We start from the raw sequence: 22,400 nt of genomic DNA on the forward strand, positions 1-22,400 counted from the left end.
GAGCGGGACGGTTACTCGACAGCGCGCAGCGCGTTGACGATGCCGAAGCCGTAGAACCCGTTCACGCGCTTGCCGCCCGCGCAGGTGGCGTCCACGACCCCGTCGCCGTCGCCGTCGTAGGGGCCGGCCGGACAGCCCGGGTTGTCGGCCTGTGCCTTGAGCAGCGCCTGGAGCAGGGCCGGGGTCGCCCGCGGATGAGCCGACTTCAGCAGCGCGGCCACGCCCGCCACGTGCGGAGACGCCATCGAGGTGCCCTGAAGGAAGCCGTACTTGCCGCCCGGCATGGTGGAGAGGATGCGGCCGTTCTTCGAGGGCGTGTCCGGGACCTGGTACTTGTCCCCGCCGGGACCCGCCACGTCGATCACGCCGTCGCCGTAACTGGAGTAGTACGACTTGGCCTTCGTGACCCCCGTCGCGCTGACCGTGACCACGCCCGGCAGCTGGGTCGGCACGTCGAAGCACTCGTGCGGGTCGACCGTGCGGGTCACCGCGGTGGAGTCGTCGGGGCTGGAGTCGTCGACCAGGGCGTGGGAGTCGAGGTCGTCATTGGAGTTGCCCGCCGAGGCGACGTTGAGGGTGCCCTTGCGCTGGGCGTACCGCTGGGCCCGGTTGACCGCGTCGACGATGGCCCGCTGGTCCGGGTCGTCCATGCAGTTGTAGAGCCACGGGTCCACGTAGTAGCTGTTGTTCGTGATCTCCACGCCGTGGTCGGCGGCGAACACGAACGCGCAGACGACGCTCTCGGGGTAGAAGAGCTCACTGACCGGGTCGGCCACCTTGATGGCGGAGACCTGGACGTTCGGCGCGACACCGGCGACACCGACGCCGTTGCGGGCCGCCGCGATCTCGCCGGCGACGTGCGTGCCGTGGTAGTGCTCGGGCTTCGCGGGCCGCCAGGCGCCGAAGGAGGTGTCCGCCTTGCCGCCGACGCAGTTCGCGGACTGCGACGCGGAGAAGTTCGGGGCGAGGTCAGGGTGGGTGTCGTCGACTCCGGTGTCGATGACGGCGACCGTGACCTTCCGGCTGCCCGGGTTGATCTTCGCGGCCTGGTCGGCGCCGATCGCGCGCAGGTCCCACTGATCGGCCTCGAGGGGCTCGCTCTCGCCCGCGGCAGCCGAGGCACTCGTGAGCTTCTCCGCCTGCCTCTTCGTCAGGTACTGCGCCGCGCCCTCGTCCGTGGTGCCCGCCGCGGTCAGCGGGGCGGTCCGGGTCGCGCCCGCGGACTGCACCCCGGGGACGGTACGGACGGTCTTGGCGAAGTCGGGGTTCGCGGAGTGGACGACGAGCACACCGATCCTGTCGTACGTCACCACGACCGTGCCGCCGGCCGCGGTGATCGCCTGCTGCACCGATGTGATGGTGTGACGGTCCGTCCGGGTGTTGACGACGTAGGCGAGTTCGGGCCCATCGGCGGTGCGAACCACGGAGTCGGTGCGCGGGGCGGCGGACGCCGCGCTCGGCAGGAAGCCCAGGGAGGCGGTGAGCGACAGCACGACAGGCACGGCGAGGGCGAGCCGGCGTCTGGAACGCAGATGAGCCATGGGATCTCCACATCATCCGGAAACGTGAACGAGCCGGAACGCGATGGCATCCCGGCAGGTACATGACGGGGGGTGCAGGGTGACGCTATCCGCCGCCCGGCGGGTCAGCAACGACTTCCGGCGACCACGTAAAAAAGAAACCAAGGGAGTTGAACCGGCCCCCGGGTCACACCGTGATTCGGGCAGGGGGCACCGAGGCGGTAGCCGCCCCCTGTTGGATCACGCACCGGAGCGATAGCGTCCCACCCGGTGATGTGACCCACATCACTGAGAGGTCCGCAATCGAGGAGACACCGTGGCCACCGACGCACCTCCCCCCTCCAAGACCGGAGCCGGTCTTCCGTCCACCGATGAGTTCATCGCGGTCCAGGAGAGCGCCGAATTCGGTGAACTGCGCCGCTCCCACCGCTCGTTCGCCTTCCCGCTGACCGTGGCGTTCATCGCCTGGTACCTGGTCTACGTGCTGCTGTCGAACTACGCGGACGGATTCATGGGCACCAAGCTCTTCGGCAACGTCAACGTCGCCATGGTGCTCGGCCTCGCCCAGTTCCTCACCACGTTCCTGATCGCGTGGTGGTACTCACGCCACGCCGCCGCCCAGCTCGACCCCAAGGCCGAGGCCATCAAGTCCCGGATGGAGGGCGGCGCATGAGCCCCACGATCGTTTTGGCCGCCGGTGAGGCGAGCCAGCACCGGCCTCTGATCATCACCCTGTTCGCGGTGTTCGTCGCCGCGACCCTCGTCATCACCGTCTGGGCCGGCCGCCAGACCAGGAACGCCGCCGACTTCTACGCGGGCGGCCGCCAGTTCACCGCCTTCCAGAACGGACTCGCGGTCTCCGGCGACTACATGTCCGCCGCCTCCTTCCTCGGTATCGCGGGCGCCATCGCCCTCTTCGGCTACGACGGCTTCCTGTACTCCATCGGCTTCCTGGTCGCCTGGCTGGTGGCCCTGCTGCTGGTGGCCGAGCCGCTGCGCAACTCCGGCCGCTACACCATGGGCGACGTACTGGCCTACCGCATGCGCCAGCGCCCGGTCCGCACCGCGGCCGGCACCTCCACGATCGTCGTGTCGATCTTCTATCTGCTGGCCCAGATGGCGGGCGCGGGCGTCCTGGTCTCGCTGCTCCTCGGCATCACCAGCGACGGAGGCAAGATCGGCATCGTCGCCCTCGTCGGCCTCCTGATGATCGTGTACGTCACCATCGGCGGCATGAAGGGCACCACCTGGGTGCAGATGGTCAAGGCCGTCCTGCTGATCGCGGGCGCCCTGCTGCTGACCTTCCTGGTGCTGCTGAAGTTCCACTTCAACCTGTCAGACCTGCTCGGCAAGGCCGCGGCGAACAGCGGCAAGGGCTCGCCCTTCCTGGAGCCCGGTCTGAAGTACGGGGCCACCGGCACCAGCAAGCTGGACTTCCTCTCCCTCGGCATCGCCCTGGTCCTCGGCACCGCGGGCCTGCCGCACATCCTGATCCGCTTCTACACGGTGCCCACCGCCAAGGCCGCCCGGAAGTCGGTCAACTGGGCGATCGGCCTCATCGGCGCCTTCTACCTGATGACCCTCGCCCTCGGCTTCGGCGCCGCCGCACTGATCAAGCCCGCCGAGATCATCGCCTCCAACAAGGCCGGCAACACGGCCGCGCCCCTGCTCGCCCTCCATCTGGGAGGCACGGACTCCAGCTGGGGTGCGATCCTGCTGGCCACCATCTCGGCGGTCGCCTTCGCCACGATCCTCGCGGTGGTCGCGGGCCTGACCCTCGCCTCGTCCTCCTCGTTCGCGCACGACATCTACGCGAACGTCATCAAGAAGGGGCAGGCGAGCGAGAAGCAGGAGGTGAGCGCCGCCCGCTGGGCGACCGTCGGCATCGGCGCCGTCTCCATCGCCCTCGGTGCCCTCGCCCGTGACCTGAACGTGGCGGGCCTGGTCGCCCTCGCCTTCGCGGTCGCCGCCTCCGCGAACCTGCCGACGATCCTCTACAGCCTCTTCTGGAAGCGGTTCACCACCTCCGGAGCCCTGTGGTCGATCTACGGAGGCCTGGTGACCGCCGTCGGCCTGGTGCTGTTCTCGCCGGTGGTGTCCGGGAAGGAGACGTCGATGTTCCCGCACACCGACTTCCACTGGTTCCCGCTGGAGAACCCGGGCCTCATCTCCATCCCGGTCGGCTTCCTGCTCGGCTGGCTCGGCACGCTCCTGTCGAAGGAGCGGCCGGACGCCGGCAAGTACGCAGAGCTGGAGGTACGGTCCCTGACCGGCACCGGAGCACACTGACCGTCCCGCAGGCGGCCGCGTCGCAGAGGACGTCGTAGGGATCTACGACGCGGCCGTCACGCACCTCGTGGGATCGGGCCGCTGCCGTTGTCGGCGCCGTCCCGTAGGCTCGCAGATGACGGAAGAGTGATCCGCGACGAGGGAGGGGGCCCGCGTGCTCATCGACACCTACGGCCGGGTGGCCACCGACCTGAGGGTCTCGCTGACCGACCGGTGCAATCTGCGGTGCACGTACTGCATGCCCGAGGAGGGCCTGCAGTGGCTCGCCAAGCCCGATCTGCTGACGGACGACGAGATCGTCCGCCTGATCGACATCGCCGTCACCTCCCTCGGGATCGAGGAGGTCCGCTTCACCGGAGGCGAGCCGCTGCTGCGCCCCGGCCTGGTCGGCATCGTGGAGCGGGTAGCAGCGCTGAGCCCCCGGCCGCAGACGTCCCTCACCACCAACGGCATCGGCCTCAGGCGTACGGCAGCGGCCCTGAAGGCGGCGGGCCTGGACCGGGTGAACGTCTCGCTGGACACCCTGCGCCCGGACGTCTTCAAGGCGCTCACCCGCCGGGACCGCCACCAGGACGTCCTCGACGGCCTCCGTGCCGCGCACGAGGCGGGCCTCACCCCGGTCAAGGTCAACTCCGTCCTGATGCCGGGGCTCAACGACGACGAGGCCCCCGACCTCCTCGCCTGGTCGGTCCGCCACGGCTACGAACTGCGCTTCATCGAACAGATGCCCCTGGACGCCCAGCACGGCTGGAAGCGCGAGGGCATGGTCACCGCGGGGGACATCCTGGCCTCGCTGCGCACCCGCTTCGAGCTGACCGCCGAGGACGCCGAGGAGCGCGGCTCCGCCCCGGCCGAACGCTGGATCGTCGACGGCGGCCCGCACCGCGTCGGTGTGATCGCCTCGGTCACCCGCCCCTTCTGCGCGGCCTGCGACCGCACCCGTCTGACGGCCGACGGCCAGATACGCACCTGCCTGTTCGCCACCGAGGAGACGGATCTGCGCGAGGCGCTGCGCTCCGGCGCCCCCGACGAGGAGATCGCCCGCATCTGGCGGCTGGCGATGTGGGGCAAGAAGGCGGGCTCGGGGCTGGACGATCCCTCGTTCCTCCAGCCGGAGCGGCCGATGTCGGCGATCGGGGGCTGAGTCAGCCCGTCGAGGGGCCGGCGTCGGGGGACTCCCAGTCCTCCAGCTTCACGACGTCCTTCAGAAACCCGCGTACACCGAGGAACTTCGACAGATACTCGCGGTGCTCCTTGCATGCCAGCCAGGTCTTGCGGCGCTCCGGCGTATGCACTTTCGGGTTGTTCCAGGCGAGCACCCACACGGCGGCGGCACGGCAGCCCTTGGCGGAGCAGATGGGCGAATCGGGATCAGGGACCATCACATGCCCGACCCTAGCGTGCCCCCGGCCATGCCCCACGAGCCCCTCGGCACAGGACGGAAGCTGCTCGGCGCCGGACAGCGAGACGGCACGAAAAGGCGACGCCGAGCAGCCACGGGGGGAGCTGCCCGGCGTCGGTCTTTCGCTCCGACGGGGGATGCGGAGCGCGTACGAAGTATGTCACGGGTAACCCGGTGCCCGGCACCGGAACAACATGATTGTCCTGAGCTTTTCCTGAGCTTCACGGGGGATGCGATTCCACATCCGGTGGGCCCAGCTCAGGCCCGTTCGCGCGGCTCGCTCCGGGCGCCCGCCGCGGGCCCCTGCGCCGCGTCGTCCGGGGCGGATTCCGTCTGCCCGTCCGGGGCGGACGGCGAGATCATCGGACGCACCGGGACATTCAGGAACGACGACGGCAACGACGGCGCGTTCTCCCGCCCCGCGTTCGCGACGACCACCGCGATGTAGGGCAGGATCGCCCCCAGGACCAGCGCGACGATGGCGACCGGTCGTTCGACGTTCCACAGGGTGGCCGCGAGGATCACCGAGACCGTGCGGATGCTCATGGAAATGACGTAACGGCGCTGCCGGCCGCGTACGTCCGCCTCGAGTCCCTGCCGGGCACCCGTGATCCGGAACACCTGGGCGTGCCCGCCGGTGCTCAGCTTCCGCATCGCATACCACCACCCGCCTGCCTCGGACTCCTCCCGGCCCGCGCCTGGTCCGTATCCGGTCAGGGGCCGAGCCCGAACACTCACCACGTTACGCCGCGCCCGCGTCGTCTTCGAGACCGGGGCCAGCCCTACCTGGGCGAACGTGCTGCGCACTCGCGCATAAGGGTGTACCCGACGTGCGCCGTACGGTGGAGGGCCCGAGACTGGGCGTACCGCTCGCGTCGAGCCGTACGAGGAGGCAGCCATGGGCTGGTTGTGGGCGATCATTGTCGGATTCGTGCTCGGACTGCTGGCCAAGCTCGTCCTGCCGGGCAGACAGCACAGCCCCCTCTGGCTGACCACGCTCATGGGCCTCATCGGCGGCCTCATCGGCAACGCCATCGCCCGCTCCATCGGCATCGCGGAGACCCGGGGCATCGACTGGGGCCGCCACGCTCTTCAGCTCGCCGCCGCGGTCGTCCTCGTCTTCCTGGGCGAGATGGCGTACATGTCGACGAAGGGCAGAAGCAGGGACAGAGTCTGACGGAACGGCACGGGAAGGGGGCGGCCCCCACGGGACCGCCCCCTTCCCGTGCCCGTGCGTACGCGCCCGGCCGAGGCCGGGAGCGTCTCAGGCGCCCGTGACCTCGACCGCGGCCAGGTTCTTCTTGCCGCGGCGCAGCACCAGCCAGCGCCCGTGCAGCAGGTCCTCCCGGGCGGGCACCGCGTCCTCGGCGGTGACCTTCTCGTTGTTCACGTAGGCGCCGCCCTCCTTCACCGTGCGGCGCGCGGCCGACTTGCTGGGCACCAGGCCCACCTCGGCGAACAGGTCCACGACCGGCGCCGGCTCCGCGATCTGGACGTTCGGTACCTCGGAGAGGGCCGCGGCCAGCGTCTTCTCGTCGAGGTCCGCGAGCTCCCCCTGCCCGAAGAGCGCCCTGGACGCGGCGATCACGGCGGCCGTCTGGTCCGCGCCGTGCACCAGCGTCGTCAGCTCCTCGGCGAGTGCACGCTGGGCGGCGCGGGCCTGCGGTCGAGACTCGGTCTGCGCCTCCAGCTCCTCGATCTCCTCGCGGGATCTGAAACTGAAGATACGCAGGAACTTCGAGACGTCCCGGTCGTCGGCGTTCAGCCAGAACTGGTAGAAGGCGTACGGCGTGGTCAGCTCCGGGTCGAGCCAGACCGTGCCGGACTCCGTCTTGCCGAACTTGGTGCCGTCCGCCTTGGTGATCAGCGGCGTGGCGAGCGCGTGCACCGCGACGTGCGGCTCCACCTTGTGGATCAGGTCGGCGCCCGCCGTGAGATTGCCCCACTGGTCGCTGCCGCCGGTCTGGAGCGTGCAGCCGTACCTCCGGTACAGCTCCAGGAAGTCCATGCCCTGGAGGATCTGGTAGCTGAACTCGGTGTAGCTGATACCCGCGTCCGAGTGCAGCCGCCGGGCGACGGCCTCCTTCGAGATCATCTTGTTGACCCGGAAGTGCTTGCCGATGTCCCGCAGGAAGTCGATGGCCGACAGGCCCTGGGTCCAGTCCAGGTTGTTGACCATGGTCGCGGCGTGCGGTCCCTCGAAGTCCAGGAACTTCTCGATCTGGCCGCGCAGCCGCGCCACCCAGCCGACGACCACTTCGGGGTCGTTGAGCGTGCGCTCCGCGGTCGGCTTCGGGTCGCCGATCAGACCCGTGGCGCCCCCGACCAGGCCCAGCGGGCGGTTGCCCGCCTGCTGGATCCGGCGCATCGTCAGGATCTGAACCAGGTTGCCCAGGTGCAGGCTGGGCGCGGTCGGATCGAAGCCGCAATAGAACGTGACGGGACCGTCCGCGAACGCCTTGCGCAGTGCGTCCTCGTCCGTGGAGAGGGCGATGAGCCCCCGCCACTTCAGTTCGTCGACGATGTCCGTCACGGTTCTCGTATCTCCTTGGAAGGTCTTCGGGCGGTCGAGTGACCACCGGCTACGAGGTTATACGCCCTGGCTGACAGAGCTCATATTGAAGTCCGGCACCCTCAGCGCGGGCATCGCAGCCCTGGTGAACCAGTCGCTCCACTCCCTCGGCAGCGTCTTTTCCGTGCGCCCGGCCTCCGTGGCACGGCCCAGCAGGTCGACCGGGGACTCGTTGAAGCGGAAGTTGTTCACCTCGCCGGTGACCTCGCCGTTCTCCACGAGGTAGACGCCGTCCCGGGTCAGGCCGGTCAGCAGCAGCGTCGCCGGGTCGACCTCACGGATGTACCACAGGCACGTCAGCAGCAACCCGCGCCCGGTGTCCGCGACCATCTCCTCCAGGGACCGGTCGGCGCCACCGTCCAGGATCAGGTTCCCGATGGACGGCGCGAGCGGAAGGCCGGTGAGGGCCGCGCTGTGCCGGGTGGTCGTCAGACGCCTCAGCTCTCCGTCGCCGATCCACTCGGTCGCCTCCAGCGGCAGACCGTTGTCGAAGACCGACGCGTCGTCCCCGGAAGCGTGCGCGATCACGAAGGGCGCCGTCTCCAGACCGGGCTCGCCCGGGTCGCTGCGCAGGGTCAGCGGCAGCCCGGAGAGCTTCTCGCCGACGCGCGTGCCACCGCCGGGCTTGCTGAAGACCGTGCGGCCCTCGGCCGCGTCCCGGGCCGTCGAGGACCACATCTGGTAGATCAGCAGGTCCGCGACCGCGGTAGGCGGCAGCAGCGTCTCGTACCGGCCCGCGGGCAGCTCGACCCTGCGCTCCGCCCAGGCCAGCCGCTGCGACAGCTCGGCGTCCAGGGCCACCGGGTCGACGTCCTTGAAGTCTCGCGTCGAGCGTCCCGCCCACGCCGAGCGCGTGCGATCCGGGGATTTGGCGTTGAGTTCCAGCGTGCCGCTCGGCTGGTCGTGGCGCAGCCGCAGCCCTCGCGACGTACCGACGTACGTCGAGACCAGTTCGTGGTTGGCGAAGCCGTACAGCTCACGGCCTCCCGCACGCGCGCGGGCGAAGGACTCGCCGAGCGCCGGCGCGAAGTCGGTGAAGACGGCCGACGAGGTCTCCGCGGGCGCGTCCGTGAAGTCCGGGGACTGCGGAACACCGGTCACCAGCGGCTGTGCGTCCTCGGCGGGGCCCGCGCCGCGCGCGGCGGCCTCCGCGGCCCGCACCACGGACTCCAGCTCGTCGGCGGTGACGGCCGAGCGGGAGACCACCCCCGAGGCCGTTCCCTGTGCGCCGTCGACGGTCGCGATGACGGTGAGGGTGCGCCCGCGGGTGACCCCGTTCGTGGTCAGCGCGTTGCCCGCCCAGCGCAGGTTGGCGGTGGACTGCTCGTCGGCGATGACGACACACCCGTCCGCGCGGGACATCTCAAGGGCCCGCTCGACGATCTCGTGCGGCTTGTTCGTGCGAGCGCTCATCGACCGGCCTCCTGCGTCGTGTTGAGGATGTTGACTCCCTTGAAGAGGGCGGACGGGCAGCCGTGCGAGACCGCCGCGACCTGGCCCGGCTGGGCTTTGCCGCAGTTGAAGGCGCCGCCGAGGACATATGTCTGCGGACCGCCGACGGCCGCCATGGAGCCCCAGAAATCGGTGGTCGTCGCCTGGTAGGCGACGTCCCGCAGCTGTCCGGTGATCCGGCCGTTCTCGATCCGGAAGAACCGCTGGCCGGTGAACTGGAAGTTGTAGCGCTGCATGTCGATGGACCAGGAGCGGTCCCCGACGACATAGATCCCGCGGTCCACGCTGCCGATCAGATCCTCGGTCGAAAGTCCGGCCGGATCCGGCCGGAGCGACACATTGGCCATGCGCTGGACGGGAACGTGCGCGGGCGAGTCGGCGTAGGCACACCCGTTGGACCGCTCGAATCCGGTCAGCCGGGCGATGCGCCGGTCCAGCTGGTAACCGACCAGTGTGCCGTCCTTGACCAGGTCCCAGGACTGCGCCTCGACGCCCTCGTCGTCGTAGCCGATCGTCGCGAGGCCGTGCTCGGCGGTGCGGTCGCCGGTGACGTTCATCAGCTCGGAGCCGTACCTCAGCTTGCCCAGTCGGTCGAAGGTGGCGAAGGACGTGCCGGCGTACGCCGCCTCGTAGCCGAGCGCCCGGTCCAGCTCGGTGGCGTGGCCGATGGACTCGTGAATGGTCAGCCACAGGTTGGACGGGTCGACGACCAGGTCGTACACACCCGGCTGAACGCTCGGCGCGCGCATCTTCTCGGCGAGCAGTTCCGGGATCTGCTCCAGCTCCGCGTCCCAGTCCCAGCCGGTGCCCGTCAGATACTCCCAGCCGCGGCCGACCGGCGGGGCGAGGGTGCGCATCGAGTCGAACTCACCGGTGGAGTCGTCGACCGAGACCGCGGTGAGCTGCGGATGCAGCCGCACGCGCTGCTGGGTCGTCACGGTCCCCGCGGTGTCGGCATAGAACTTGTTCTCGTGGACGGTCACCAGCGAGGCGTCCACGTGGTCGACCCCGTCGGCCGCGAGCAGCCGCGCGCTCCAGTCGGCCAGCAGCCCCGTCTTCTGCTCGTCGGGCACGGTGAAGGGATCGATCTCGTACGACGAGACCCACGTCCGCTCGGCGTGCACCGGCTCCTTGGCCAGCTCCACCCTCCCCCACTGCCCGAAAGGCGTGGGAGGTGCCCCCGCGTCGGACCCGGCCGCCTTGATCACCTGCGCCGACAGTCTGGCCATCGCCACCGCCTGTGACGCGACCTTGGCGGCGGCGTCGAGCGTCAGATCGACACCCGAGGCGAACCCCCAGGTCCCGCCGTGCACGACCCGCACCGCGTACCCCAGGTCGGTCGTGTCCGACGACCCGGCGGGCTTGCCGTCGCGCAGCCGCCACGCGGCACTGCGCACCCGCTCGAACCGGAAGTCCGCGTGCTCGGCCCCCAGCGCCCGCGCGCGTGCCAGCGCGGCGTCGGCCAGGGCCCGCAGCGGCAGTGCCGTGAAGGCTTCGTCGATGGAATGCGGCACGGAGGTCTCCCTGCTGTCGTGGCCTGTCGGATCCGATCATGTCGCGCGAGTGACCGAGCGGACCAGACCTTTCCTCCGACGACCCGACCTTTGCCCCCAGCGACCGTCTCAGCTCACTCCGCGGCCGCCGCTTCTGTAGGGATCCGACAGCGAGTCCCCTACGCCACTGTCGGTGCCCGATTGTCCGCGGGGCGGGCCGGACCGATAGGTTTTCGACGAAGGCGCCTGTCTTGCAGGGGTTCCAGACCGCTATCGAAAGGGTGATCCGTTGAGCCGCTCGGTTCTCGTCACTGGAGGCAACCGGGGCATCGGCCTCGCCATCGCCCGCGCGTTCGCCGACGCCGGCGACAAGGTCGCGATCACGTACCGCTCGGGCGAGCCGCCGGCCGGCTTCCTCGCGGTCAAGTGCGACATCACCGACACCGAGCAGGTGGAGCAGGCCTACAAGGAGATCGAGGACCAGCACGGTCCGGTCGAGATCCTCGTCGCCAACGCCGGCGTCACCAAGGACCAGCTTCTGATGCGCATGTCCGAGGAGGACTTCACCTCGGTCATCGACACGAACCTCACCGGCACCTTCCGCGTCGTCAAGCGCGCCAACCGCGGCATGCTGCGCGCCAAGAAGGGCCGCGTCGTGCTGGTCTCGTCGGTCGTGGGGCTGCTGGGGTCCGCCGGGCAGGCGAACTACGCCGCCTCCAAGGCCGCCCTGGTCGGCTTCGCGCGCTCCCTCGCCCGTGAGCTCGGCTCGCGCAACATCACCTTCAACGTCGTCGCCCCCGGCTTCGTCGACACGGACATGACCCGGGCGCTCTCCGACGAGCAGCGCGAGAACATCATGTCGCAGGTGCCGCTCGGCCGGTACGCGCGGCCGGAGGAGATCGCCGCGACGGTGCGGTTCCTCGCCTCCGACGACGCCTCGTACATCACTGGAGCCGTCATCCCCGTTGACGGCGGACTGGGAATGGGTCACTGATCACCATGAGCGGAATTCTCGAGGGCAAGCGCGTCCTGATCACCGGTGTGCTGACGGAGTCCTCCATCGCGTTCCACACCGCGAAGCTGGCCCAGGAGCAGGGTGCCGAGATCATCCTGACCGCGTTCCCGCGGCCCACGCTTACCGAGCGCATCGCCAAGAAGCTCCCCAAGCCCACCAAGGTCATCGAGCTCGATGTCACCAACGACGAGCACCTCGCGCGCCTGGCCGACGTCGTCGGCGAGGAGCTTGGCGGCCTCGACGGCGTCGTCCACTCCATCGGCTTCGCCCCGCAGGACGCCCTCGGCGGCAACTTCCTGAACACGCCGTTCGAGTCCGTGGCCACCGCCATGCACGTCTCGGCGTACTCCCTGAAGTCGCTGACCATGGCCTGCCTGCCGCTGATGCAGAACGGCGGCTCGGTGGTCGGCCTGACCTTCGACGCACAGTACGCCTGGCCGCAGTACGACTGGATGGGCCCGGCCAAGGCCGCCCTGGAGGCCACCAGCCGCTATCTCGCACGTGACCTGGGCAAGCAGAACATCCGCTGCAACCTCGTCTCCGCGGGCCCGCTCGGCTCCATGGCCGCCAAGTCCATCCCGGGCTTCACCGAGCTGGCCTCGGTCTGGGACCACCGCTCCCCCCTGGAGTGGGACCTCAAGGACCCCGAGCCGGCCGGCAAGGGCATCGTCGCCCTGCTCAGCGACTGGTTCCCGAAGACCACCGGCGAGATCGTCCACGTGGACGGCGGCCTGCACGCCATCGGCGCCTGAGCGAGTCCATACCTGCGGGCGTGACGGCTCGCGCTCTCGTTCACACGCCCCCTGGATCCGTCGTACGCGTCGCACGCGGTCGACGCCCCGTTCCCCGCTCCGCGCGGGGAGCGGGGCATCGCCCTTTCGGCGGGACCCGCGACGACCGTACGGCTCACGGGCCGCTGCCGGCGTCGCGACGGCTCATGGGCCGCTGCCCGGCGTCGCGGGGCAGGCGGGACTTTCGAAACACGCACAAGGCGTGGGTCGGCCACGCCCGGTGAGCCCGATCAGCGTGGGGCGGTACGCGACCGGCCCGGACGGCACATGGACGGATAGCTCGCCGCCTCCGCGGCCGCCGCCGCGGCGTCGCCCGCGCGGATAGCGTCCACCAGTCCCGTGTGGTCCATGTACGCCTCAGGCGTCAGCTCCCCGCCGACGTCGTCGCGCAGCCAGTCCCGCAGCACCTCGCCCAGGTCCGCGTACATCGCCGTCATGACGTCGTTGCGGGACGCGGCCACCACCGCCAGGTGGAACGTGGCGTCCGCGGTCACGAACGCCTCGGCGTCCCCGGACTCCCAGGCCTCCTCACGGCGCAGCAGGAGTGCGTCCAACTGCTTGAGGTCCCGCTCGGTGCGCCGCTCGGCGGCCAGCTGGGCGGCACCCGACTCCAGGGTCGAGCGCAGCTCGGCGATATGGGTGGGGTCGGCGTCGGCGAACCTGCGGTGCATCACGCCCGCCAGTTCGCTGGTCGCCGCCACATAGGTGCCAGACCCCTGACGGATGTCCAGCAGACCGTTGTGCGCGAGCGCGCGGACGGCCTCGCGGACCGTGTTGCGCGCGACCCCGAGCTGGTCGACCAACTCGGACTCGGTCGGGATGCGGGAGCCCACCGGCCATTCGCCCGAGGTGATCTGCTTCCGCAGCTCGGCGATGACCTGCTCGGACAACGCGGATCGGCGGGGGTGGCTCAACGGCATGACGATCCTTCGTGCGGGCCTGTGGGGCGGGGCCGGAGGATCCGGAGCGTAACGCAAGGGATCCAGGCCCCCCTGAATCATCCCATGATTCTATGATGAGCGGTATGGCTACCGACGAGACCGCGGCGACGACGTCCGCACCGATACCCACGACCACGCCGGCGGGCGGCTCAACACCCGTGGCCGCCACCACGGCGGCGGGGCACGAGAGCGGAGTAGCCGGCACGCGCGCGTGGACGACGCGTGTGCTGGTCGTCGGCATCGTCCTCACCGCGGTCAACCTGCGCCCCGCCATCACCAGCCTCGGCGCCCTCCTCGAAGAGGTGCGCGACGGGCTCGGCATGAGCGGCAGCCTCGCCGGACTGCTGACCTCCGTACCTCCGCTGTGCTTCGCCGTCTTCGGCGTCATGGCCCCGCGCCTGGCCCGGCGCTTCGGCCCGGCCGCCGTGGTCTGCGCCGGAATGGCCGCGATCACCACCGGGCTCCTGGTCCGCCCGTACGCGGGGAGCACCGCGGGCTTCCTGGCCGCCAGCGCGCTCGCCCTGATGGGCATAGCCGTCAGCAACGTCCTGATGCCGGTGATCGTCAAGCGCTGGTTCCCGGACCGGGTGGGCTCGATGACCGGCCTGTACTCGATGGCGCTCGCGCTCGGCACATCCGTGGCCGCGGCGGCCACCGTTCCCATGACCGATGCCCTCGGGGGCCATTGGCAGTCGGGGCTCGCCGTCTGGGCGGCACTGGCGGCAGCGGCCGTCCTGCCGTGGATTCCGTTCGTCCGCGCGGGGGGTGCCCGTCCCGCGGAAAGCTCCGCTGCCGCCGACCGGGGCGAGTCCGAGGGGCGCCGTATCACCCGGAGCCGTACCGCGTGGGCGCTGGCCGTCTTCTTCGGGCTCCAGGCCACGGCCGCCTACATCACCATGGGCTGGATGGCCCAGATCTTCCGTGACGCCGGAGTGTCCGCGGGCACGGCCGGAATACTGCTGGCGGTCACGATGGTGATGGGCGTACCCCTCGCCTTCGTCATCCCGCGGCTGGCCACCCGGCTGCCGCACCAGGGTCCGATCGTGCTCGTGCTCGGCGTCTGCGGTCTCGCCGGGTACGCGGGCCTGTACTGGGCCCCGGCCGGTGGCGCCTGGGCCTGGGCGCTGCTGCTCGGCGTCTCCAACTGCGCCTTCCCCCTGGCCCTGACCATGGTGGGCATGCGGGCGCGGACGGGCGCGGGCGTCGCCCAGCTGTCGGCGTTCGCGCAGAGCACCGGATACCTGCTGTCGATCCCGGGGCCGCTGCTGGTCGGAGTCCTCTACCAGCACAGCGGCGGGTGGGGGCTGCCGCTCGCCCTCATGGCCGGGCTGATGGTCCCGCAGGTCGCGGCGGGCGTCCTGGCGGGCCGCGACCGGACCGTGGAGGACGAGACGGCACGCTGAGCGGACGCGGCCCGGAGCGTCGACCGCGGGTCTCGCCGGGTATGACGGCGTCCGGGGCCGGTGTGTCGGCGGTGACCCATGCGGGCCGGGCGGGCGCGCTGGGTCCGGTGCGGCGTCTGGAGGACCCGTTGTCGGGCCCGGTGCACCGGCTGGAGGACCCGTTGTCGGGCCCGGTGCGGCGGGCGTGCCCCGCACGCGGGGGCCCCGTCCGGGGCATGCCCGCCGTCCGGCGGCGACCCCGGCGCGGGAGGGGCGGGTCGGGGGTGCGAAACTGACCGTATGCCCGTGCTCGACCCGAATCCCCGGAACGGCCAGAAGAAGATGCTGCTCGTCTTCGGCACGTTCTTCGCCATCTTCGTGATCATCGCCATCATCGCCACGATCGCCTCACCCTGACGGAGGCTGCCCCGAGCCCCGGGGTGGGGCTGGCCCCAGCCTCCCCTAGGGGGTGAGTGTCAGGGTCAAGTGGGTGGATCACCGGATGGGTTGAGGGCCGCCGAGTCCCTACCTTCGAGGTGTGGCCGCGGCAGCGGACCACGGACCGTCCGAGGACCCACGGAGGCAGTCATGTCGGCCCGCACCCCCACCCCGCCCCACCCGGCGACCACGGGCGGCATCGACATGCGGCTGCCCTGGTGGGCCCTCGCGCTGCCCACGCTGGCCTTCGCGGTCCTGCTGGCGCTGATACTCAATCCGGCCGACACGCGGGCGGGCGGCGACCCCGCCCTCGGTCATCTCGTCGAGCGGATCCAGCAGACGATGACGACCCACCACACGCGGTGACACAGTCCGCGCGTACGGCGCCCCGCCCGCCGGGCCGGGCGCGCGGAGCCCGCGGGCCCGGCAGTGACGGACGCCTCTGCCGAGGCGGGCGGCGCAGAGGTCCGCTCGGCCGTGCGCGTGGGCGCGCTTCCGACGCCGTCAACTCCCTGCGCTCCCTGGCCTGTTTCATGCGAAGCTGGGACCCATGAGCTCCGCAGAACCCCGCAGGATTGTCCTCTTCCGGCATGCGAAGGCCGACTGGCCGCAGGTGGCCGATCACGAGCGCCCTCTGGCAGACCGGGGCCGCAAGGACGCGGCCGTCGCCGGCCTCAAGCTGGCCGAGACCGGCATTGGCTTCGACCTGGCCCTCTGCTCCACGGCGACGCGCACCCGCGAGACCTGGAAGATCGCGGTCCAGGAGCTTCCGCACCGGCCGAAAACCATCTACGAGGAGCGGATCTACGACGCCTCGCCCGGCGAGCTGATCGCCCTGCTGAACGAAATCCCCGATGACGTCCAGAACGTGATCCTGATCGGTCACAACCCGGGCATCCAGGGCCTAGCCGACGTCCTCTCGGTGGCAGCGGAGCCCGAGGCGCGCGAGCGGATGAGCCGACGCGGTTTCCCCGCCGCCGCGTTCGCCGTGCTCTCCTTCGACGGCTCCTGGAAGTCCCTGGAGCCGGGCACGGCCACCCTCCTCGACTACTGGGCGCCGAGCGAGTAACCCTCACGGACGGCAGCGGGGCCCGGCACCGGCCACGGTGCGGGGCCCCGCGACGCGCCCGGCCGCAGTCGACAGCGCGCGGCAGACCCCTGAACCGTACGCCTCAGGCCCTGCGACCCGCGGCGGCACAGGCCTCAGTGGATGTCGTCGTGAATGTCCGCCGCCTCGACCTCTTCGCGGGTGACGCCGAGCAGATACAGGACGGTGTCCAGGAAGGGGAAGTTCACCGCGGTGTGGGCGGCCTCGCGGACCACGGGCTTGGCGTTGAAGGCGACGCCCAGACCGGCCGCGTTCAGCATGTCCAGGTCGTTGGCCCCGTCCCCGATCGCCACCGTCTGCGCCAGCGGCACGCCCGCCTCGGCGGCGAACCGGCGCAGCAGCCGGGCCTTGCTCGCCCGGTCCACGATCTCGCCGACGACCCTGCCGGTCAGTTTCCCGTCGACGATCTCCAGCGTGTTGGCCTGCGCGAAGTCCAGGCCGAGACGCTCCTTGAGATCATCCGTGACCTGGGTGAAGCCGCCGGAGACGACGCCCACTTGGAAGCCGAGTCGTTTCAGCGTGCGGATCAGGGTGCGCGCGCCGGGGGTGAGCCGCACCTCGGCGCGCACCTTGTCGACCACCGACGCGTCCAGCCCCTTGAGCAGCGCCACGCGCGCGTGCAGCGACTGCTCGAAGTCCAGCTCACCGCGCATGGCGGCCGCCGTCACCTCGGCGACCTCCGCCTGGCAGCCCGCATGGGCGGCGAACAGTTCGATGACCTCGTCCTGGATGAGCGTCGAGTCCACGTCCATGACGACCAGGCGCTGGGCCCGCCGGTGCAGACCGGCGGAGACGACGGCGACATCGACACCGAGTGCCGCGGCGTCGGTCACCAGGGCGGTGCGCAGCGGTTCGGTCTCCACGCCGGACACGGCGAACTCGACAGCTGTGACGGGGTACTTGGCGAGCCGGAAGATACGGTCGATGTTGCCGCCGGCGGCGGCGATCCGGGCGGCGATGGCGGCCGTCGACTCGGCGGTCAGCGGATGGCCGAGCACGGTGACCAGGGAGCGTCCGAGGCCGCGCGGACGGTTGTCGCCGATCCCGGAGATGATCTCCGTCTGCATCTTCATCGACTCCGCCCAGCTGTGGACGGTCGCCCGCAGATCACCCTCGAGCCCGGCCGGAGGCATCGTCACGAGGGCGCACAGCACCATCCGGCCCCGGGTGACCACCTGCTCGATGTCGACGACATCGACGTTGTAGGCGGCCAGGGTGTCGAACAGGCCGGCCGTCAGGCCGGGCCGGTCCTTGCCGAAGATCTTGACAAGGAGGGTGGGGGCGTCGGAGGTGTGTGAAGCGCTCATGGTGTTTCCACCGTATCCGGCACCCAGTGCCGTCCGCGTGCCCGGTCCGTCTAGCGGACACGGAACAGTGGATGGCGGCCGGGTGACGAGCTGCTTTACCGGCGACGAAGACACACGGTGGGGGAGGGGAGCGGCGCGGCGACGGAGCCTCGTCAGCCGCGGCTTCGGGGCGGCCCGGGTGGCGGAGGCGGCGGCCACCGGTCCGAGGACGACGTTCCCGGCGTACGGCGTCGGGGCGGCGGGTTGGGCGGCTCGATCGGCTGGATCACTGTGGGCGCCCCGTACACGTCACCGCCGGCGGGCCGGGGGCCACGCTCCGCCGGTTCCTCGGCGTCCCACACCCGCGCGTCCTCTCCCGGCCGGACGTCCTCCGGCTCCCGGAGCCGCGACGGCAGCCGTAGATAGGGATTGGTGTCCGCGTTGGGCGGGCGGTAAGGCGTGCTCGGGGCGTAGGGGCCGGACCGCCGCGGCACCGTCGCGAACGGGGTGGCGTAAGTCGCCCACGCCCCCGTGCCATCCCGGGCCAGTGGCGCCGCCCGGCTCCCCGCCGCCCCGCTCGCATGCGCGAGCAGCGCACCGGCCGCCCCGGCGCCCGCACCCCACACCGCGCCCAGCAGCGACGCGGCGCCGAGATGCCCGTGCAGCTCGATCCCGGCGCCGAACGCGTCCAAGCCGAACACGGACAGCGAGGCGTCCACCGACACGTCCGTCAGCCGGACCAGCAGCGGGAGTGCCGCCGCCGTCACGAGCCCGAGCCGAAGCGCGCAGCGCCCTGCGTAGCCGAGGGGACCCGGGGCCCGTACGGCGGTAGCAGCCGTGCTCGGTACCGCCGCGGGATCCCCCGCTCGTACGAGGGGCGTACGCACGGCCGTCAGCACCCCGGCGAAAAGCATCATGAGCGCCACGGCGACCGCCAGCAGCCACACCTTGCCGTCCAGGCCGGCCAGGCGCGCCAAGGTCACCGACTGATCCATCCGCACGTTCAGCAGCTGATCCAGCGGGTCCGGCAGGAGCTTCGCCAGTTCTCCCGTGGCCTGGCCGTCCCACGGTACGAACAGGCCGAGCGGGACGCCCAGCCACACCCCGTTCGGCGCACCGAGCAGCGCCGCCCCCGCGATCCGCGCCGGATGATCGTCGCCGATCGCCGCGTACGCCGCCGCCGCGAGACCGGCGGCCACCGCGACCATCACCACCGTCACCAGCGCCGACGCGGCGGGGCGCACGACGCGGTGCACTGCCTCCCAGCCCCGCGGCAGAGGTGTGCGCCGGGAGGCGAGCATCGCGATCACGAGGACACCGGCCACCCATGCCGCGCCCCCGAGCAGCGTGGGCACGGTGTCGACGGTGAAGCCCACCGAGGCCTTCGCCCGGACCAGATCCCCGATCCGGCTCGGCAGCAGCCCTCCGATGTCGCCGAGGCCCGGGATGTCGACGCTCCCACCGCCGCCGCTCCCGCCCGGCAGCCCGTCGAGCCCGAGCGAGCCCCCGTCGATGGTGACGACGTCATGGCCGACCCAGGCGAGGCCGCCCAGCATCGCGACGAACAGCCCGAGCACCGAGCTCGCGCGCGCGAGGAGTTCGGACGGGGCGACGACCGCCCCCGCCGCACGCAACGAACGCAGGAAGAAGAGGGACAGCAGCAGCGCACCCACCAGACCCACACCCAGTGGCGTGATCTCGACGGCGGTCGTCGCCTCGGCTCCTTTCAGGCCGAACGCCGACACATCCCCGGACGGCCTGACCGACCCGTTCGCCCCCAGCGCCACGACGGCCGCCGTCATCGGTCCGAGCGAGCCGGCCGCATCCGCCCCCAGCAGGTGCAGGCCGAGCGCCGCCGTCCCGGCCATCCCGATCAACGCCCAGCTCACGGATGCGACCGCGGACAGCAGAACATCCGCCCACGGCAGCCTCCTGTCGACTTCCGCCGCCTTGTTGCGCATCGTCAGTCCCCCGTCCGCGTCGCGGCGTTCCACCGCGGATGTCCCCCTCGCGCGGATTACCACTCTCCGGCCGGATTTCACCTCCGTCAACGGCGCGCGTTCAAGCGCCCGTTCACGCTCCCCACAAGGCCCGACTTTCGGTCAGAGAGCTGAGCCTGAAAGAGTTCCCCACGATGTTCGACATCCCTACACTCCCCGTGACGGGGGCAACTCGGGGGACGACTCAGTGGGGCATGGAGTGCCTGAACTCGTAGTGGAATTCAATGGACGCACCTGGACGCTCGACGCGTCCAGGCCGTACACCCTCGGACGTGATCCGCAGGGGGACATCGTGTTCGAGGACGCCAGGGTCTCCTGGCGGCATGCCACGATCAGCTGGGACGGGCGCAGTTGGATTCTCGAGGACAGGGGGAGCACCAACGGCACCTTCGTCGGCGGCCGGCGCGTCCACCAGCTTCAGATCGGCGGGGCCACGACCGTTCACCTGGGCAACGCGACCGACGGGCCCGGCCTGAACCTTTCCGGCGCCGCGGCCGCGGTGGCCGCCCCGCAGGCCGGGCCCCGGCAGCAGCCGTACGCGGCACCGGACGCGGATGCCGACCGGGCGCGGCAGGCTCCCCAGCAGCGGGTTCCACAGCAGGCCCCGCGGCAGCAGGGTCCCGGTGGTGACGCGGGGGCGCCGCCGGTCTACGGCGACCGCAGTCCGACCACCTTCCACCAGCTCGCCCTCGGCCGGGTGATGCGCATCGGCCGAGCGCTGCAGAACGACCTGGTGGTCTCCGACCTCCAGGTCTCCCGCCACCACGCCGAGTTCCACGCCACTCCCGACGGCCGCTTCGAGATCCGTGACCTGGGCTCGCACAACGGCACGTTCGTCAACGGAGTGCCGATCGGCAAGGGCGGCTCGGCACTGCTCGGCCCCAACGACATCGTCGGCGTCGGCCACTCGACCTTCCGTCTGATCGGCGACCGGCTCGAGGAGTTCGTCGACACCGGCGAGATCTCCTTCTCAGCCCGGCATCTGACCGTCACGGTCGACGGTGGCAAGCAGATCCTCAAGGACGTCTCCTTCGGCGTCCCGGAGAAGTCGCTCATCGCCGTCATCGGCCCCTCCGGCTCCGGCAAGTCGACGCTGCTGAAGGCGCTCACGGGATACCGGCCCGCCAACCAGGGCGATGTCCTCTACGACAACCGGAACCTGTACAAGCAGTTCGCCGAGCTGCGCCAGCGCATCGGCCTGGTCCCGCAGGACGACATCCTGCACAAGGAGCTGAGCGTCAAGAAGGCCCTCACGTACGCGGCCAAGCTGCGTTTCCCCGCCGACACCACGGCCGCCGAGCGCCAGGCCCGCATCGACGAGGTGCTGCGCGAGCTGAAGCTGGACGTGCACAAGGAGAAGAAGGTCACCTCCCTCTCCGGCGGTCAGCGCAAGCGTGTCTCGGTGGCCCTGGAGTTGCTCACCAAGCCGTCGCTGATCTTCCTGGACGAGCCGACGTCCGGTCTCGACCCGGGCATGGACCGCGATGTCATGCAACTGCTGCGGGGCCTCGCCGACGACGGCCGTACGGTCCTCGTCGTCACCCATTCCGTGGCCGAGCTGGCCCTGTGCGACAAGCTCCTCGTGATGGCGCCGGGCGGGTCCGTCGCCTACTTCGGCCCGCCCGAGGAGGCGCTGAACTTCTTCGGCTACGCATCCTGGGCCGACGTCTTCTCCGCCTTCGAGAACTACCGCGACTACGACTGGGCGGGTCGCTGGAAGGGCTCGGGGCACTACCAGATGTACGCCGCGGACATCGACGCCGTGGCCCCGCAGTCGGTCCCCATGCCACCGCCGCAGGCGATCAAGCCGGCCAAGCCGCAGGGCTGGTTCGGGCAGCTCGGCACGCTGATCCGGCGGTATGCCGCGGTCATCGCGTCCGACAAGGGCTTCCTGGCGCTGACGGTGATCCTGCCCGCGGTGCTCGGCGTCGTCAGCCTGCTCATCGACAGTGCCAAGGGCCTGCTGGTCAACCCGGTCAACCCGAAGACGGGTGTGCCCGTCCCGAACGGCACGGCCACCACGGTCCTGCTGATCCTCGCGGTCGGGGCGTGCTTCGCGGGCGCCGCCAACTCCGTCCGCGAGTTGATCAAGGAGCGCGTCATCTACGAGCGGGAGCGCGCCACCGGCCTGTCCCGCTCGGCGTATCTGATGTCCAAGGTGGTCGTCCTCGGCGCCATCACCGTGCTACAAGGCCTGATGGTGGGCCTGATCGGCTTCTCCAGCCGGGAGATCCCCGACCAGGGCCTGATCCTCGCCCATGGCACGCTCTTGGAGCTGTGCCTGCCGGTCATGGCGCTCGGCTTCACCTCGATGATGTTCGGCCTCGTCATCTCCTCGCTGGTGAAGACCGCCGAGAAGACGATGCCGCTGCTGGTCATGTTCGCGATCATCCAGGTCGTTTTCACCGGCTGTCTGTTCACACTGAACGGCGCCGTCGGCGTCAACCAGTTCTCCTACCTGATGCCGTCCCGCTGGGCGGTCGGGGCCGCCGGCGCGACGCTGGACTTCAACAACATCGCGCCGAACACGGACGACCCGGCCAGCACGGACCCGCTGTGGGACCACACGGCGTCGGCCTGGACCCTGGACATGGTCGCGCTGATCGCGCTCGGCGTGCTCTGCGGTTTCCTCGTGGCCCGCTTCCTGCGCCGCCACGAACCCGAGGTCATGCGGAAGTAGTCATTCCTGGACGTGCGGAAGGGCGGCACCC

The 22,400-nt window shown here is 70.7% G+C and carries 20 protein-coding genes; 11 read left to right on the forward strand and 9 right to left on the reverse strand.

The genetic code is table 11. From position 1 onward, the window contains the following. Window positions 1-11: 11 nt before the first annotated feature. The gene (locus tag ABZ823_RS13250) at window positions 12-1,541 is read right to left on the reverse strand and encodes a S8 family serine peptidase (RefSeq protein WP_361658098.1); all 1,530 of its coding nucleotides are present in this window, start codon (window positions 1,539-1,541) and stop codon (window positions 12-14) included. Window positions 1,542-1,836: 295 nt separating this feature from the next. Between ABZ823_RS13250 and ABZ823_RS13255 the strand changes: the two genes are divergently transcribed. From ABZ823_RS13255 to moaA, 3 genes are all read left to right on the forward strand, one after another. Beyond that, the gene (locus ABZ823_RS13255; RefSeq protein ID WP_361658101.1) at window positions 1,837-2,193 is read left to right on the forward strand and encodes a DUF485 domain-containing protein; all 357 of its coding nucleotides are present in this window, start codon (window positions 1,837-1,839) and stop codon (window positions 2,191-2,193) included. Continuing rightward, the gene (locus ABZ823_RS13260) at window positions 2,190-3,809 is read left to right on the forward strand and encodes a cation acetate symporter (protein WP_361658105.1); all 1,620 of its coding nucleotides are present in this window, start codon (window positions 2,190-2,192) and stop codon (window positions 3,807-3,809) included. Before ABZ823_RS13255 ends, ABZ823_RS13260 begins: the two co-directional genes overlap by 4 nt. 154 nt (window positions 3,810-3,963) lie before the next feature. Further along, complete coding sequence (gene moaA / locus ABZ823_RS13265; protein ID WP_361658107.1) at window positions 3,964-4,953, forward strand: GTP 3',8-cyclase MoaA; 990 nt, start codon at window positions 3,964-3,966, stop codon at window positions 4,951-4,953. Between the two features lies 1 nt (window position 4,954). On the opposite strand, the gene ABZ823_RS13270 is transcribed toward moaA, so the two are convergent. Next, window positions 4,955-5,191 (reverse strand): hypothetical protein, encoded by a 237-nt coding sequence (locus ABZ823_RS13270; protein ID WP_361658110.1) that lies wholly within the window; start codon window positions 5,189-5,191, stop codon window positions 4,955-4,957. A 278-nt stretch (window positions 5,192-5,469) separates the two neighbouring features. Further along, window positions 5,470-5,865, reverse strand: a complete 396-nt coding sequence (locus ABZ823_RS13275; RefSeq protein ID WP_361658112.1) for a DUF3099 domain-containing protein — start codon at window positions 5,863-5,865, stop codon at window positions 5,470-5,472. A 244-nt stretch (window positions 5,866-6,109) separates the two neighbouring features. Here ABZ823_RS13275 and ABZ823_RS13280 point away from each other — a divergent pair, with 244 nt between their 5' ends. Continuing rightward, window positions 6,110-6,388 (forward strand): GlsB/YeaQ/YmgE family stress response membrane protein, encoded by a 279-nt coding sequence (locus tag ABZ823_RS13280; RefSeq protein WP_361658115.1) that lies wholly within the window; start codon window positions 6,110-6,112, stop codon window positions 6,386-6,388. 87 nt (window positions 6,389-6,475) lie between these two features. On the opposite strand, the gene tyrS is transcribed toward ABZ823_RS13280, so the two are convergent. Genes tyrS through ABZ823_RS13295 form a run of 3 tightly spaced genes read right to left on the reverse strand, consistent with a single transcriptional unit; the run spans window position 6,476 to window position 10,749 of the window. Next, a complete protein-coding gene (gene tyrS, locus ABZ823_RS13285; protein ID WP_361658118.1) occupies window positions 6,476-7,744 on the reverse strand; it encodes a tyrosine--tRNA ligase in 1,269 nt (422 codons plus the stop codon). A gap of 57 nt (window positions 7,745-7,801) precedes the next feature. Continuing rightward, on the reverse strand, window positions 7,802-9,196 hold the full coding sequence (locus tag ABZ823_RS13290; protein WP_361658121.1) for a metallopeptidase TldD-related protein: 1,395 nt from the start codon (window positions 9,194-9,196) through the stop codon (window positions 7,802-7,804). Next, window positions 9,193-10,749: a TldD/PmbA family protein gene (locus ABZ823_RS13295; protein ID WP_361658124.1), complete on the reverse strand. Its 1,557-nt coding sequence runs from the start codon at window positions 10,747-10,749 to the stop codon at window positions 9,193-9,195. Before ABZ823_RS13295 ends, ABZ823_RS13290 begins: the two co-directional genes overlap by 4 nt. Window positions 10,750-11,017: 268 nt before the next feature. Here ABZ823_RS13295 and fabG point away from each other — a divergent pair, with 268 nt between their 5' ends. After that, complete coding sequence (fabG, locus tag ABZ823_RS13300) at window positions 11,018-11,722, forward strand: 3-oxoacyl-[acyl-carrier-protein] reductase (protein WP_361658127.1); 705 nt, start codon at window positions 11,018-11,020, stop codon at window positions 11,720-11,722. Between the two features lie 5 nt (window positions 11,723-11,727). Continuing rightward, a complete protein-coding gene (gene fabI, locus ABZ823_RS13305; RefSeq protein ID WP_361658130.1) occupies window positions 11,728-12,495 on the forward strand; it encodes an enoyl-ACP reductase FabI in 768 nt (255 codons plus the stop codon). Between the two features lie 269 nt (window positions 12,496-12,764). On the opposite strand, the gene ABZ823_RS13310 is transcribed toward fabI, so the two are convergent. Next, entirely contained in the window at window positions 12,765-13,454 is a 690-nt protein-coding gene (locus ABZ823_RS13310) for a FadR/GntR family transcriptional regulator (protein ID WP_361658133.1), read from the reverse strand. A 104-nt stretch (window positions 13,455-13,558) separates the two neighbouring features. Between ABZ823_RS13310 and ABZ823_RS13315 the strand changes: the two genes are divergently transcribed. The 4 genes from ABZ823_RS13315 to ABZ823_RS13330 all read left to right on the forward strand — a co-directional run bounded on the left by ABZ823_RS13315 (window position 13,559) and on the right by ABZ823_RS13330 (window position 16,364). Then, a complete protein-coding gene (locus ABZ823_RS13315; protein ID WP_361658136.1) occupies window positions 13,559-14,878 on the forward strand; it encodes a CynX/NimT family MFS transporter in 1,320 nt (439 codons plus the stop codon). 279 nt (window positions 14,879-15,157) lie between these two features. Then, window positions 15,158-15,274 (forward strand): SGM_5486 family transporter-associated protein, encoded by a 117-nt coding sequence (locus tag ABZ823_RS13320; RefSeq protein WP_361658139.1) that lies wholly within the window; start codon window positions 15,158-15,160, stop codon window positions 15,272-15,274. Between the two features lie 171 nt (window positions 15,275-15,445). Next, window positions 15,446-15,661: a hypothetical protein gene (locus ABZ823_RS13325; protein WP_361658142.1), complete on the forward strand. Its 216-nt coding sequence runs from the start codon at window positions 15,446-15,448 to the stop codon at window positions 15,659-15,661. Between the two features lie 184 nt (window positions 15,662-15,845). Next, window positions 15,846-16,364 (forward strand): histidine phosphatase family protein, encoded by a 519-nt coding sequence (locus tag ABZ823_RS13330; protein ID WP_361658145.1) that lies wholly within the window; start codon window positions 15,846-15,848, stop codon window positions 16,362-16,364. Between the two features lie 134 nt (window positions 16,365-16,498). On the opposite strand, the gene serB is transcribed toward ABZ823_RS13330, so the two are convergent. Together serB and ABZ823_RS13340 are read right to left on the reverse strand one after the other, a co-directional pair. Continuing rightward, window positions 16,499-17,710, reverse strand: a complete 1,212-nt coding sequence (gene serB / locus ABZ823_RS13335; RefSeq protein ID WP_361658148.1) for a phosphoserine phosphatase SerB — start codon at window positions 17,708-17,710, stop codon at window positions 16,499-16,501. A gap of 152 nt (window positions 17,711-17,862) precedes the next feature. Continuing rightward, window positions 17,863-19,650 carry a streptophobe family protein gene (locus tag ABZ823_RS13340; protein WP_361658218.1) on the reverse strand — a complete coding sequence of 596 codons (1,788 nt, stop codon included), beginning with the start codon at window positions 19,648-19,650 and terminating at the stop codon, window positions 17,863-17,865. A 238-nt stretch (window positions 19,651-19,888) separates the two neighbouring features. Between ABZ823_RS13340 and ABZ823_RS13345 the strand changes: the two genes are divergently transcribed. Next, window positions 19,889-22,369 carry an FHA domain-containing protein gene (locus tag ABZ823_RS13345; RefSeq protein ID WP_361658151.1) on the forward strand — a complete coding sequence of 827 codons (2,481 nt, stop codon included), beginning with the start codon at window positions 19,889-19,891 and terminating at the stop codon, window positions 22,367-22,369. Window positions 22,370-22,400 lie beyond the last annotated feature (31 nt).

This window comes from Streptomyces sp. NPDC047079 (assembly GCF_040643755.1).
In the GTDB taxonomy this organism is placed as follows: domain Bacteria; phylum Actinomycetota; class Actinomycetes; order Streptomycetales; family Streptomycetaceae; genus Streptomyces.